This window comes from Serratia sp. M24T3, from assembly GCF_000257645.1.
Taxonomy (GTDB): Bacteria; Pseudomonadota; Gammaproteobacteria; order Enterobacterales; family Enterobacteriaceae; genus Rouxiella.
Genome location: NZ_AJHJ01000001.1, coordinates 118597 through 132102, shown reverse-complemented (window position 1 = coordinate 132102; position 13506 = coordinate 118597). Strand labels below are relative to the sequence as shown.

The window sequence follows — 13506 nt, the reverse complement described above, 5'->3', positions numbered from 1 at the left end:
TGAAAGCAGGTTTATGCGTCGGGGGGCGCAAACCAGGCAGATTTAAAGTCAAACCAGCCCAGGGTATTCATCCTGACCCCGCGCATGCTGCGTTGTCCTTGTAGCAATAACCAGTGGTGAAATAGCGGGTGTACATGGTTGTCGTTGACTAATTTCTGTGACCATTCCGCCAGCGGAAACTCGCCGGAGCGCCATTGATTGGCGGCAATTTGCAGCCTGTCATCGAGGCAGTGCTGCATCAGCGGCAGTTCAAACAGGGTAGCAAACAGCGAAAACTCAATCGGCAAGGTGAAGTTTGCGCTGCCGAGCCAGATATCACTTGCGGCCTCTCCATTTTGCCACTTGGCGTAATCCACCACCTGAATATTAAGTTTAACATCATGTTTGGCCAGCAGAGGAGTCAGGGCCTGGCAAATGTCCCGATACTCAGAATGATCGCTATAAAAGGTGATGGTTAGCTCTTGAATATTAGAGGGTTTTGGCTGCTGAATCTGCGGGCGTCGATGGTGCCAGCGGGGTAACAGGCCGTAAGCCGGCGACCAATAGCGCTGATAAGCAGGGGCAGAAGCATTGAGCAGGGCAATCGGATTAAGCACCTCGCAAAGCCATTCACGCAGTGCCGGGTTCCTTCCCACGGTAGATCGCTGGTCGAAAAGCACAAAATAGCAGCCTTCTTCGAGCCGACTTTCCAACTGATCGTTGGCGGTGTCATCAGCCTGTAGCTGAACGCCAGAATGTACCAGTTCCTCGGTCAGTTCCGGCAGTACCCAAATATTCACCTCATCAAGCAATGCACGATAACCGAAATAGTCATCGAAGGCGCGTATCTTGAGCTGTGTTGGCTGGTTATGAACCACTGCATAAGGTCCGGTACCCATCGGATGACGGGCAAAATCCTTCAGCGTTTGCCATTCTTGCGGCAGGATAAGCGCATGCACGCTGCCAAGCAGCCAGGGTAACCAGCGGTCCGGCGTATGGAGAAAAATATCTATCACGTTAGGGGTGGGCGATTCGACGCGTGAAAAATGACTAAACAGTGGGTGAGAATCGAGCCGCGCGAAAGTCGTGATTATATCAGCCATTTCCAGCTCGCGGCCGTGGTGAAAATGAATCGCCGGGCGCAGATAAAAACGCCAGTGCAATGGAGTCACTTCCTGCCAGTGATGTGCGATATCGCCGCGCAGTTCCCCATTTTCCTCATTTATACCAATCAGCCCGCTAAAGATCTGCTTCGCCAAATGGGTCTCGGAACGACGTAGCATGCTGCCGGGAAGCAGGCTGGGAAGAGAGCGGTAGTAAAGGACACGAAGTATATGTTTCCCCTGGCGAAAACGACGCCCGAGCTGTGAAAGCAGCATTTGGCGAACTACCGTTTTGTCTCCCACCAGCTGTACTAACTGATCAACGCGGTCCTGCTCCAGCAGTTCCTCGGCCCGCATCTGCTGCAATGCCAGACCAGTAAACAGAAACGTTAGCCGCGACTTTTTCCCTCTGCCGGCTTCCGCCTCCCAATGGAGCCAGCCCTCCTTTTGCATGTTGCCCAGCAGCGATCGCATATGTCGGCGCGAACAGCTAAGGGCCTCGGACAGCGCCTGTAACGTAGTTTCTACGGGTTCTCCATGGCAAAACTGCCATAGGCGAAGGAACTGCTGCTGCAAACGTGGCGATGACATAAAAGAGGAACTCCTGTAAGCAAACCCATCAATTTATCTTTCCCTATATTACGACCATAATCTCTGGCAACAAAGAGTCCTGTAGCGTGATGCTTGCTGCTTCACTGCTGCCAGCCGTTTTCTGAGTAATGGTGAAATGTCGCCAGCCAGTGAGGTCACTCACTGGTTTTTTTGTGTTTACTCTCTTACGCTTAGAGTTGAATGTGCCTACACGCCATACAGTTCGACTGTTATCAGGGATGGTTTATGTCTTCTCGCCGTTTATCACTTATATTTGCAACTTTCCTGCTAGTGTCTTTTCTGAGTGGGATAGCCGGGGCGCTACAGGCGCCGACTCTCAGTCTGTTTCTCACCAATGAAGTCAAGGTCAGGCCACTGTGGGTCGGGCTGTTCTATACCGTCAATGCGCTGGCCGGGATTGTGATCAGTTTCCTGCTGGCCAACTATTCCGATAAAAAGGGTGATCGTCGCAGGTTATTGTTTTACTGCACTCTTTTGGCGATTGGCAATAGTCTGGTTTTTGCTTTTAGCCGAGATTATCTGGTGCTGATAAGCGTTGGGGTATTGCTGGCCGCGATCGGCAACGCCTCAATGCCACAGTTGTTTGCTCTGGCACGTGAATACGCCGACCGCTCCGCCCGCGAAGTGGTGATGTTCAGCTCGATGATGCGGGCAACGCTGTCGCTGGCCTGGGTGCTGGGACCCCCCATCTCCTTTATGCTGGCGCTTAATTACGGCTTTACCCTGATGTATCTCTGTGCTGCGGCGGTATTCGCCTTTGGCGCGTTGATGGTGTGGTTCTTTCTGCCCTCGGTCGAGAGGATCGAGCAACCGGTCGATGAAGTGGCCGTTCCCGTTAGTGCATGGAAAAATCGTGACGTGAGGCTCCTGTTTGTTGCCTCGCTGCTGATGTGGACCTGCAACATTATGTACATCATTGATATGCCGCTATATATCACTGCGGACATGCACTTGCCGGAAGGATTGGCCGGGCTATTGATGGGTGCTGCTGCCGGGCTGGAAATTCCGGTGATGCTGATTGCTGGAACACTGGTAAAGCGCACCGGTAAAAAACGTCTGATGCTTTGTGCGACTTTGTTTGGCGTATTGTTTTATCTGGGGATTATCTTGTTCCAGTTCAAAGCAGCGTTAATGATCCTGCAGCTGTTTAACGCGATTTTTATCGGCATTATCGCGGGTATTGGCATGCTGTATTTTCAGGATTTAATGCCGGGCAGGGCAGGTTCAGCGACGACTTTGTTCACCAACAGTATCTCCACCGGCGCTATTTTGGCTGGCGTATTGCAGGGCACGATTGTAGAAAATTTTGGGCATTATCAGGTGTATTGGTCGGCGTTAGGGCTTTCAGCTATCGCGCTAATCCTGATGACCCGGGTTAAAAATGTCTGACCCGCCGAGCGACGGGTCAGGAGTACTGAGCTAACGAATTAACGCATAAAGGCAGGCTGAGTCTTCTCGTAGGCCGAGATACTGTCTTCATGTTGCAGCGTCAGACCGATGCTATCCAGCCCGTTCATCATGCAGTGGCGGCGGAAACTGTCTATCTCAAACGGATAGCTTTTGTCGCCAGCGCGCACAACTTGATTTTCGAGATCGACGTCGAAATGAATCCCAACGTTTTCCTTCGCCAACGTAAACAGCTCGTCAATTTGCTCTTCACTCAGCGTCACCGGCAATAGCTGGTTATTAAAGGAGTTGTTGTAAAAAATATCAGCAAAGCTTGGCGCGATTACGGCGTGGAAGCCGTAATCGGTCAATGCCCATGGCGCATGTTCACGAGATGAGCCACTGCCAAAATTTTCTCGTGCCAACAATATGCTGGCACCCTGATATTCAGGTTTATTCAGAATAAAATCAGGGTTAGGCGTATAGCCCTGACCTTCCAGATAGCGCCAGTCATAGAACAAAAACTGGCCAAAACCTACGCGGGTCACCATTTGCAGGAACTGCTTCGGCACAATGGCGTCGGTATCGACGTTAGCGATATCCAATGGAATGACCAGACCGCTATGGGTAATGAATTTTGCCATGAGCGTCTCCTTAATTCAGTTCGCGGATATCGGCAAAGTGACCGGCAACCGCTGCGGCTGCTGCCATAGCGGGGCTGACCAGATGAGTCCGGCCTCCGCGACCTTGGCGGCCTTCGAAATTACGGTTGCTGGTAGAGGCACAGCGCTCTCCTGGATTCAGACGATCGTTGTTCATGGCGAGGCACATCGAGCAACCCGGTAAACGCCACTCAAAACCGGCATCGATGAAGATCTTGTCCAGACCTTCCTCTTCCGCCTGTGCCTTGACCGGGCCGGAACCTGGTACCACAATCGCCTGTACGCCTGCCGCCACCTTGCGCCCTTTGGCAACCGCCGCCGCCGCGCGCAGATCTTCTATGCGCGAGTTGGTGCATGAGCCGATAAAGACTTTATCGATAGCCACGTCGGTCAGTTTAATGCCCGGTTGCAAGTTCATATAAGCTAAGGCTTTCTCAGCCGATGCCCTTTCTACCGGGTCACTGAAAGAGGCTGGATAAGGTATCGTTTGGTTAACGCCCATCACCTGTCCCGGGTTAGTTCCCCATGTCACCTGTGGCGCAATATCCGCTACGTCCAACGTTACCACCTGATCAAACACTGCGTCAGCGTCGGATTTAATTGTTTCCCAATAGGCCACGGCGTCATCCCAATCCTGGCCCTTCGGCGCAAACTTGCGGCCTTTCAAATAGGCGTAGGTCGTTGCATCAGGCGCAACCAGACCAGCTTTGGCACCCAGCTCGATCGACATATTGCACAGTGTCATACGACCTTCCATGCTCAATGCTTCAACTGCCGGTCCGCAGTATTCCACTACGTGACCAGTACCACCGGCGGTGCCAGTTTTGCCAATCACTGCCAAAATAATGTCTTTGGCCGTGATGCCGACCGGCGCGTCGCCGACAATTTCAATCTTCATGGTTTTGGCGCGCCCCTGTTTCAAGGTTTGCGTCGCCAGCACGTGTTCGACCTCCGAGGTGCCGATGCCAAAGGCCAGTGTGCCAAAAGCTCCGTGAGTCGAAGTATGTGAATCACCGCAAACCAGCGTCATGCCCGGCAAAGTCAGCCCCTGTTCAGGACCCATCACGTGGACAATGCCCTGGAATGGATGCTTCAGGTCGTATAATTCAATGCCAAACTCGGCGCAATTCTTGATAAGTTCCTGCATCTGAATGCGCGCCATTTCACCGCTGGCATTGATATCTTTAGTCTGCGTTGAAACGTTATGATCCATGGTGCCAAAGGTTTTACCCGGCTGGCGCACGCCACGATTCATCGCTCGCAGGCCGTCAAAGGCCTGCGGGGTGGTAACTTCATGAATCAGATGACGGTCGATATAGAGCAACGGAGTTTCGTTTTTAGCTTCGTAAACCACGTGCGCATCGAATAATTTTTGATATAACGTTTTGGACATTACGCCCCCTCGGCAACAGCACTCGCGATGATGTCGCCCATTTCGTTGGTCCCTACGGCGTGGCCACCATTTGCCAAATCGCCGGTACGATGACCCTGTTCCAATACCTGGTTAACCGCTTGTTCAATCGAGCCTGCCGCTTCTTCAGCGCCCAGGCTGTAACGTAACAGCAATGCCAGCGACAGGATTTGCGCAATTGGGTTGGCGATATCTTTACCCGCGATGTCTGGTGCAGAACCACCAGCAGGTTCAAACAGGCCAAACGCCTGCTCATTCATGCTAGCAGAAGGTAACATGCCCATAGAGCCGGTAATGATCGCGCATTCGTCAGACAGAATATCGCCGAACAGGTTGGAACAAAGCATGACGTCGAACTGTGACGGATCCTTGATTAACTGCATGGTCGCGTTATCGATATACATGTGCGTCAGAGTCACGTCCGGGTAATCTTTTGCCACTTCGCCGACCACTTCACGCCACAAAATTGAAGATTGCAAGACGTTGGCTTTGTCGATTGATGTCACTTTATTACGGCGTTTACGTGCAGATTCAAACGCAATGCGAGCAATACGTTCAATCTCGTAACGGTGATAAACTTCTGTATCAAAGGCTTTCTCGTGCTGGCCCTGACCTTCACGCCCTTTTGGCTGGCCGAAATAGATGCCGCCGGTCAGTTCGCGTACGCACAGAATGTCGAAACCGCGTGCGGCAATATCGCTGCGCAGCGGGCAAAACTCTTCCAGACCCTTATAAAGACTGGCAGGGCGCAAATTGCTGAACAGCTTGAAGTGCTTGCGCAAAGGCAGTAATGCACCGCGCTCTGGCTGAGAGTCGGCGGGCAGATGTTCCCACTTCGGGCCACCCACTGAGCCGAATAAAATCGCATCGGCCTGTTCACAGCCAGCAACGGTGGTCGCAGGCAGCGGCGTGTTGTGTTTGTCGATAGCCGCGCCGCCGACGTCGTATTCACTGGTGGTGATGTTTAAACCAAAACGCTGGCGGACAGCTTCAAGCACCTTATAAGCCTGAGCCATAACTTCTGGGCCAATTCCGTCGCCGGGCAATACAGCAATATGATGGGTCTTACTCATGTTCACACCGTTTCCTGATTATTTTGTTTGCTATTCAGTTTGTCGTTCTGATTTTCATTCAATGAGTTACGATCGTTTTGCAGGCGTTGTTTCTCTTTTTCTACCTGCTTGCTGCGCCAGATACTGTTCAGCACATGCACCATCGCTTTCGCAGAGGATTCAACAATATCTGTTGCCAATCCAACTCCATGAAAACGACGCCCTTGGTAGGACACAACAATATCAACCTGACCCAGCGCATCACGCCCATGACCTTTCGCCGTCAGCTGATATTTAATTAACTCAATGTCATAACCGGTGATGCGGTTGATGGCTTCATAAACTGCATCGACTGGACCGTTGCCAATAGCAGCTTCGGTCTGAATTTCTTCACCGCAGGCCAGATTCACCGAGGCAGTCGCATTGATGCTAGAACCAGACTGCACGCTGAAATTGTCCAGACGATAGAATTCAGGCTCTTCCTGCTGTTTATTAATAAACACCAGCGCTTCCAAATCATAATCGAAAACCTGACCTTTCTTGTCGGCCAGTTTCAGAAACGCGCTATACAGGTGATCCATATTATAGTCTGACTCTTTATAACCCATTTCCTGCATGCGATGCTTCACTGCGGCGCGACCCGAGCGGGAAGTCAGGTTCAATTGTACCTGATTCAGGCCAATCGATTCCGGGGTCATAATCTCATAGTTTTCACGATTTTTCAGAACGCCGTCCTGATGAATTCCCGATGAGTGAGCGAAGGCATTGGAGCCGACAATCGCCTTGTTACCTGGGATTGGCATGTTAGTTATCTGGCTGACTATCTGGCTGGTGCGATAGATTTCTTTATGATTGATATTGGTATGCACCTGCATGTAATCGGAGCGGGTTTTAATCGCCATGATCACTTCTTCCAACGCGGTGTTACCCGCGCGCTCGCCGATACCGTTAAGCGTGCCTTCAACCTGACGAGCACCAGCTTGAATCGCTGCAATAGAGTTGCCGACCGCCATGCCCAAATCGTCGTGACAGTGGACGGAAATCACTGCTTTATCGATGTTTGGCACACGCTCATACAAATTAGTAATGATTCCGCTGAACTGGTGAGGCGTGGTATAGCCTACAGTATCAGGAATATTGATAGTGGTAGCTCCGGCTTTAATGGCGGCTTCGACCACGCGGCACAAATTATCCAACGGCGTGCGTCCCGCATCTTCACAAGAGAATTCAACATCATTGGTGTAATTACGGGCGCGCTTGACTGAGTGCACGGCCATCTCCAATACCTGATCAAATGAGCGTTTCAGCTTCGATTCGATATGCAGGGTAGAGGTTGCCAAAAATACGTGGATACGGAAAGCTTCCGCCACTCGCAGAGCCTCGGCGGCGACATCAATGTCTTGATCAACACAGCGTGCCAGAGCACAAACTCGGCTGTTTTTAATCTGGCGGGCGATGGTCTGTACCGATTCAAAATCACCGGGAGAAGAAACGGGGAAGCCAACTTCCATCACGTCTACCCCCATTCTTTCCAGAGCAATGGCGATTTGCAGCTTGTCTTTAACACTCAGGCTAGCCTGCAGTGCCTGTTCACCATCACGCAGCGTAGTATCGAAAATAATGACTTGTTCACTCATGTCTATGTTCCTTGTCGAGGTTATTTTCGCGCTTTGCGGATAAAAAAAAACCCGCGCATTTGCGCGGGTTTGCTATTTGTGGAGGCTGAAATCAGTTCTTGCTTTCACCCACTGGCATACCGCGCAATGATTCTGCGTTGAGTAGTAGGCCAAGTAGACGGGTGAATTTTAACATTTCGATTTCAGCTTCTCTGTAATTGAGTGGCGTTGTGCCAGTGCTTTAAATTGATACTTGAATGCGGAGTTGATGTCAACTCTTGTCTGCATTCACAGGCGAAAAGGCAATATAAAGGACAGGGTTTTAATCCGGAATAAAACTCTGAAAATACCTGCTTCAACAGTGAATCAAGTTACCCGAGCATTTTTATCGCTAAACAGAGCCAAATAATCAGGTTTTTCTCATAAATAAAAGGTCTCTGATAAGGATTATCACGAATTACTCAGATAGAAATTTAACCTTTTGCGGTAGTTTATTTCATCGTGGATAAATAATCACAGGGTTACAGCTGATAAATAGCGAGCTAATCGCGTTGGTTTAGGTGTTGGTTCAAATGGACTTAACTTTTAATGTGGGAGGCGTCATGACTGACATTATTTTAGATAAAACGCAGAGTAAAAGAATTCCTGACAATAAAGTACAAGTCAGCCATGAGGATAACCATCTACGCCGTGCAGATTTAAATTTATTAACCGTATTTGACGCGGTGATGCAATTGCAAAATATAACACGTGCCGCACGGATGCTGGGAATGTCACAACCGGCAGTCAGTAATGCTGTTTCCCGATTAAAAAATATGTTCAGCGATGAGCTATTTGTTCGCTCAGGTCGCGGTATAGAACCTACTGCACGTGCTCATCAACTTTACGGACCGATTCGTCAGGCTTTGCAACTGGTCACTAATGAGTTACCCGGCCTTTGCTTCGATCCTCAAACCAGTCGCAGACAGTTTGCCATCACTATCAGCAGCCCGCTTGACCTGCTGCTGGCCCCCAAGATTCTTGGCGTGCTCAAGCAGCATTCGCGCAGCGTGACCTTGAATATTGGATCACTGATTAGCGATAATATCGAAAATCAACTGCGCTATCAGGAGCTTGAGTTTGTCATTGATTACCGCAGCATTGATCGTGCCGACTATTATAATCAAAAGCTTTTCGAAGATGAGCTTGTGTTGATTTCCTCTAATAATCATCCGCGCATTCAGCAGCAGGCTAGCCAGTCCTATTATTTTAAAGAGAAACATGCGGTTGTCAGACTTAATGGGCCGTCATCATTTAGTTTCCCTTATTATAATAAGCCCGAAACCCATAAGAGAGTTTGTTATCAGGGGGCGAGCCTGTTCAGCGTAATGGAAATTGTTTCGCAAACTGAAATGATAGCAGTCGTGCCTAAGTGGCTAGCGCAGCAGAGTGCAGAAAGATTAAATTTGAAAATTGACCGTTTGCCATGGATTAATAATAAAATAACCAGTTATTTATCGTGGCATGAATCCGCGAGTAAAGACAAAGGACATCTGTGGATGAAGGAGTTGTTGACGCAGAATGTAAGCCTGCCCTAAGGGCTTTTTTGTAGTTTTTTATACTGGTAAAATTGCGTTGTGATTTTTTTTACCAAACGGCTTGCGGCAGCTTAACCTACTTTTATTTTCTTTTAAAAACCAGCCACGCGAGCCCGGTTATTATGGCGTCTGCTTCAGGTGTTTATTTGAAAATCAAGAAAAGACTTGGATTCTTAACCTCATAGCGTGATGAAGATCACTTTTTGTTATATAAAAAATATGCCCTAATGGGGCATAATTTAATTCTGTAATTAACTCCTTCAGCGTTATATCCCCCACTAGCAGCGCCGCTTGTATGGTTTATTATTCCAATAACTATGATAAATGCAGCGGCTCAAGATAGCCTTGTAGTTTCTATGGTTTTTTGTCGTTTGCCTGACCTAAATTCTGACGTTAAGGTAATCAGTTATATTCAGAACATTAAAACAGTACAGAAGGGTGCCAAGCCCTCATATCCGGGATTAGGGAACGATTTCCGACATCCATTAGAAACGAGTCGTCACAAATAAGAAGACAAGCCTGGAGGCAAACCCATGGAGATGTTGTCAGGAGCCGAGATGGTCGTCCGGTCGTTAATCGATCAGGGCGTAAAACATGTATTCGGTTATCCCGGCGGAGCGGTGTTGGATATCTATGATGCCCTGCACACGGTTGGCGGGATTGATCATGTGCTGGTGAGACATGAGCAGGGCGCAGTGCACATGGCCGATGGCTATGCGCGTGCGACGGGAGAAGTCGGCGTAGTTCTGGTCACTTCAGGACCTGGCGCAACCAATGCCATTACCGGTATTGCCACTGCTTATATGGATTCCATCCCCATGGTCGTGCTTTCCGGTCAGGTTCACAGCTCGCTGATTGGCTACGATGCCTTCCAGGAATGTGACATGGTCGGGATTTCTCGGCCTATTGTGAAACACAGCTTCCTGGTCAAGCGTGCGGAAGATATTCCTACCGTTCTGAAAAAAGCGTTTTATCTGGCATCTACCGGCCGACCTGGGCCGGTGGTCATTGACCTGCCGAAAGACGTGGTGAACCCGCAGATTAAGCTGCCTTATGCCTATCCAGAGCAGGTTTCGCTGCGCTCTTACAACCCAACGGTGCAAGGCCATCGTGGGCAGATCAAACGTGCTTTGCAGACGTTAATGGCAGCGAAAAAGCCGGTGCTTTACGTCGGCGGTGGCGCAGTGAATTCCGAGTGCAGCGCCGAATTGCTGACGCTGGCGGAAAAATTGAATCTGCCGGTAACATCAACGCTAATGGGCCTGGGCGCTTTCCCCGGCACTCACCGCCAGAGCGTGGGCATGCTTGGTATGCACGGAACTTACGAAGCCAATATGACCATGCACAATGCCGATTTGATCTTCGGCGTGGGCGTGCGTTTTGACGACCGTACCACCAACAATCTCGAAAAATACTGCCCTAACGCGACCATCATGCACATCGATATTGACCCTACTTCGATCTCGAAAACAGTCAATGCTGACATCCCAATCGTTGGTGATGCCAAACAAACGCTGGTGCAAATGCTTGAGTTGCTGGAAACCGCCGAAGAGAAGCAAGAATTCGATTCGCTGCGTGACTGGTGGCAAAGCATTGAGCAATGGCGGGCCAAGAATTGCCTCGGTTACGATAAAAACACGGGTACCATCAAACCACAGGCAGTGATCGAGACATTGCATCGTCTGACCAAGGGCGAAGCTTACGTTACTTCCGACGTCGGCCAGCATCAGATGTTTGCGGCTCTTTATTATCAGTTTTATAAACCGCGCCGCTGGATAAACTCCGGTGGCCTCGGCACCATGGGCTTTGGTTTGCCCGCCGCGCTGGGTGTCAAACTTGGTCTGCCGGATGAAACGGTAGTCTGTGTTACCGGCGACGGCAGTATCCAAATGAATATCCAGGAGCTTTCAACCGCGCTGCAATACGATTTGCCGGTGGTGATTGTTAACCTTAACAACGGCTATCTTGGCATGGTGAAGCAGTGGCAGGACATGATTTACTCGGGTCGCCACTCTCAGTCTTACATGCAATCGCTGCCTGATTTCGTCAAACTTGCTGAAGCGTACGGTCACGTCGGGATCGCCATTCGCCATCCTGACGAGCTCGAAAGCAAACTGGCCGAAGCGCTGGCGTTAAAAAATCGTCTGGTATTTGTCGATATCAGCGTGGATGAAACCGAACACGTTTACCCAATGTTGATCCGTGGCGGTGGAATGGACGAAATGTGGTTAAGCAAAACGGAGAGGACATAATCATGCGCCGGATTTTATCAGTACTGTTAGAGAATGAATCAGGCGCACTGTCTCGCGTTGTCGGGCTGTTCTCCCAGCGCGGTTATAACATTGAAAGCCTGACCGTGGCCCCGACCGACGATCCTACTCTGTCGCGTATGACTATTCAGACAGTGGGTGATGCCAAGGTGCTGGAACAGATCGAGAAGCAGCTGCACAAGCTGGTGGACGTGTTGCGTGTAAACGAACTGGTGCAGGGCGCTCACGTCGAGCGTGAGATCATGCTGGTTAAACTGCAGGCTTCAGGCTACGGCCGCGAAGAGATTAAACGCTCTACCGAGATCTTCCGTGGGCAGATTGTTGATGTGACTGCTACGCTTTACACGGTTCAGCTTGCTGGCACCAGCGACAAGCTCGATGCCTTCCTCAACACGGTACGTGACGTTGCCGAGATTGTTGAGGTTGCTCGCTCGGGCGTGGTCGGTGTGTCACGCGGTGATAAGGTGATGCGCTAATATTGCCATTCGGGATGATTAAAACCCCCGTCATCGCTAAAAAGCTCAACTCCGGTTGGGCTTTTTTATTTTTTATTATTCCGTGCGCATTCCCTGACTTTTCACTATCGGGCTAAGGGGTTATGGTAAAACACCTTGCCGAGTAGGGTCTTATTGGGTTAGATATTCAGGGTATTTACTTTTATTAAGGGGTTCTTGGTGAAACTGGATGAAATCGCGAGGTTAGCGGGTGTTTCGCGTACGACTGCCAGTTATGTTATTAACGGCAAGGCGAAGCAGTATCGTGTCAGCGATAAGACAGTCGAGAAAGTCATGGCTGTCGTGAAGGAACATAACTACCACCCAAATGCCGTTGCGGCAGGACTGCGCGCAGGCAGAACCCGTTCGATTGGGCTGGTCATTCCCGATTTGGAAAATACCAGCTACACAAAAATTGCTAATTTTCTGGAACGTCAGGCGCGCCAGCGTGGCTATCAACTGCTGATCGCCTGCTCGGAAGATCAGCCAGATAATGAAATGCGCTGTATCGAGCACCTGTTGCAGCGTCAGGTCGACGCAATTATTATTTCTACTTCACTTCCGCCGGAACATCCTTTCTATCAGCGCTGGGCAAAAGATGATTTCCCGATCATCGCCCTCGATCGCGCTCTGGATCCCGAGAACTTTATCAGCGTCGTCGGCGCCGATCAGGAAGATGCGTTTATGCTGGCCGATGAGTTGCGTAAATTCCCTGCCGAAAGCGTGCTGTATCTTGGCGCACTGCCTGAGCTTTCTGTTAGCTTCCTGCGTGAATCAGGTTTCCGTCAGGCATGGGAAGGCGACTCGCGTAAGCCAGATTATCTGTACGCCAATGCCTACGATCGCGATTCAGCTGCTCAAGTTTTTGCCGAGTGGCTCAAAACACATGAGATGCCGAAAGCATTGTACACCACGTCGTTCCAACTATTGCAGGGCGTTATGGATGTCACGCTAAAACAGCAGGGCAGGTTACCCGCGGATCTTGCTATTGCTACCTTTGGCGACAACGAACTGTTGGATTTCCTCGAGTGTCCGGTGCTGGCCGTGGCGCAGAGACATCGCGATGTAGCAGAGCGCGTGCTCGAACTGGTGCTTGCCTGCCTCGATGAACCTAGAAAGCCAAAAGCCGGCCTGACCCGTATTCGTCGTAACTTATTCCGTCGCGGCAGTCTCAGCCGTAAATAGTTTCCGGGTTCAGATAATGCGTATCTGCATTTCTGAACTCGCCCCTTCCGGCTTTTTCTGCATTAACCCTAAACTTTACAAAACAATACTTTTGAATGGCTGAAATTGCGGCGAAAAGATTTCGACAATTCTTAAAAAGCCACCGTCGATTAAGATTAA

At 50.1% G+C, this 13506-nt stretch carries 10 protein-coding genes; 5 read left to right on the top strand and 5 right to left on the bottom strand.

The features are described from left to right. Positions 1–11 precede the first annotated feature (11 nt). Entirely contained in the window at positions 12–1673 is a 1662-nt protein-coding gene (gene sgrR / locus SPM24T3_RS00500) for an HTH-type transcriptional regulator SgrR (protein WP_009634712.1), read from the bottom strand. Between the two features lie 246 nt (positions 1674–1919). Between sgrR and SPM24T3_RS00495 the strand changes: the two genes are divergently transcribed. Continuing rightward, complete coding sequence (locus SPM24T3_RS00495; protein WP_009634711.1) at positions 1920–3083, top strand: MFS transporter; 1164 nt, start codon at positions 1920–1922, stop codon at positions 3081–3083. 38 nt (positions 3084–3121) lie between these two features. Here SPM24T3_RS00495 and leuD read toward each other — a convergent pair whose 3' ends face one another. Genes leuD through leuA form a run of 4 tightly spaced genes read right to left on the bottom strand, consistent with a single transcriptional unit; the run spans position 3122 to position 7842 of the window. Then, the gene (gene leuD, locus SPM24T3_RS00490; protein WP_009634710.1) at positions 3122–3724 is read right to left on the bottom strand and encodes a 3-isopropylmalate dehydratase small subunit; all 603 of its coding nucleotides are present in this window, start codon (positions 3722–3724) and stop codon (positions 3122–3124) included. Positions 3725–3734: 10 nt separating this feature from the next. Next, a complete protein-coding gene (gene leuC, locus SPM24T3_RS00485; protein WP_009634709.1) occupies positions 3735–5135 on the bottom strand; it encodes a 3-isopropylmalate dehydratase large subunit in 1401 nt (466 codons plus the stop codon). Further along, positions 5135–6226, bottom strand: a complete 1092-nt coding sequence (gene leuB / locus SPM24T3_RS00480) for a 3-isopropylmalate dehydrogenase (protein ID WP_009634708.1) — start codon at positions 6224–6226, stop codon at positions 5135–5137. The genes leuC and leuB overlap by 1 nt, the downstream gene beginning before the upstream one ends. Before the next feature lie 2 nt (positions 6227–6228). Continuing rightward, positions 6229–7842, bottom strand: coding sequence for a 2-isopropylmalate synthase (gene leuA / locus SPM24T3_RS00475; RefSeq protein WP_009634707.1), 1614 nt, complete (start codon positions 7840–7842; stop codon positions 6229–6231). A gap of 581 nt (positions 7843–8423) precedes the next feature. On the opposite strand from leuA, the gene leuO reads away from it, so the two are divergent. The 4 genes from leuO to cra all read left to right on the top strand — a co-directional run bounded on the left by leuO (position 8424) and on the right by cra (position 13347). Continuing rightward, the gene (gene leuO, locus SPM24T3_RS00470) at positions 8424–9398 is read left to right on the top strand and encodes a transcriptional regulator LeuO (RefSeq protein WP_157135221.1); all 975 of its coding nucleotides are present in this window, start codon (positions 8424–8426) and stop codon (positions 9396–9398) included. A 533-nt stretch (positions 9399–9931) separates the two neighbouring features. Further along, positions 9932–11650: an acetolactate synthase 3 large subunit gene (gene ilvI / locus SPM24T3_RS00465; protein ID WP_009634705.1), complete on the top strand. Its 1719-nt coding sequence runs from the start codon at positions 9932–9934 to the stop codon at positions 11648–11650. A gap of 2 nt (positions 11651–11652) precedes the next feature. Next, the gene (gene ilvN / locus SPM24T3_RS00460; protein WP_009634704.1) at positions 11653–12144 is read left to right on the top strand and encodes an acetolactate synthase small subunit; all 492 of its coding nucleotides are present in this window, start codon (positions 11653–11655) and stop codon (positions 12142–12144) included. A gap of 198 nt (positions 12145–12342) precedes the next feature. Next, entirely contained in the window at positions 12343–13347 is a 1005-nt protein-coding gene (gene cra, locus SPM24T3_RS00455) for a catabolite repressor/activator (RefSeq protein ID WP_009634703.1), read from the top strand. Positions 13348–13506: the final 159 nt, after the last annotated feature.

Excerpts from the sequence above, each read along its gene's own strand:
- sgrR (WP_009634712.1), bottom strand. The coding sequence starts at position 1,673 with ATGTCATCGCCACGTTTGCAGCAGCAGTTCCTTCGCCTATGGCAGTTT.
- leuC (WP_009634709.1), bottom strand. The coding sequence starts at position 5,135 with ATGTCCAAAACGTTATATCAAAAATTATTCGATGCGCACGTGGTTTAC.
- leuO (WP_157135221.1), top strand. The coding sequence starts at position 8,424 with ATGACTGACATTATTTTAGATAAAACGCAGAGTAAAAGAATTCCTGAC.
- leuB (WP_009634708.1), bottom strand. The coding sequence starts at position 6,226 with ATGAGTAAGACCCATCATATTGCTGTATTGCCCGGCGACGGAATTGGC.
- ilvI (WP_009634705.1), top strand. The coding sequence starts at position 9,932 with ATGGAGATGTTGTCAGGAGCCGAGATGGTCGTCCGGTCGTTAATCGAT.
- leuD (WP_009634710.1), bottom strand. The coding sequence starts at position 3,724 with ATGGCAAAATTCATTACCCATAGCGGTCTGGTCATTCCATTGGATATC.
- ilvN (WP_009634704.1), top strand. The coding sequence starts at position 11,653 with ATGCGCCGGATTTTATCAGTACTGTTAGAGAATGAATCAGGCGCACTG.
- SPM24T3_RS00495 (WP_009634711.1), top strand. The coding sequence starts at position 1,920 with ATGTCTTCTCGCCGTTTATCACTTATATTTGCAACTTTCCTGCTAGTG.
- leuA (WP_009634707.1), bottom strand. The coding sequence starts at position 7,842 with ATGAGTGAACAAGTCATTATTTTCGATACTACGCTGCGTGATGGTGAA.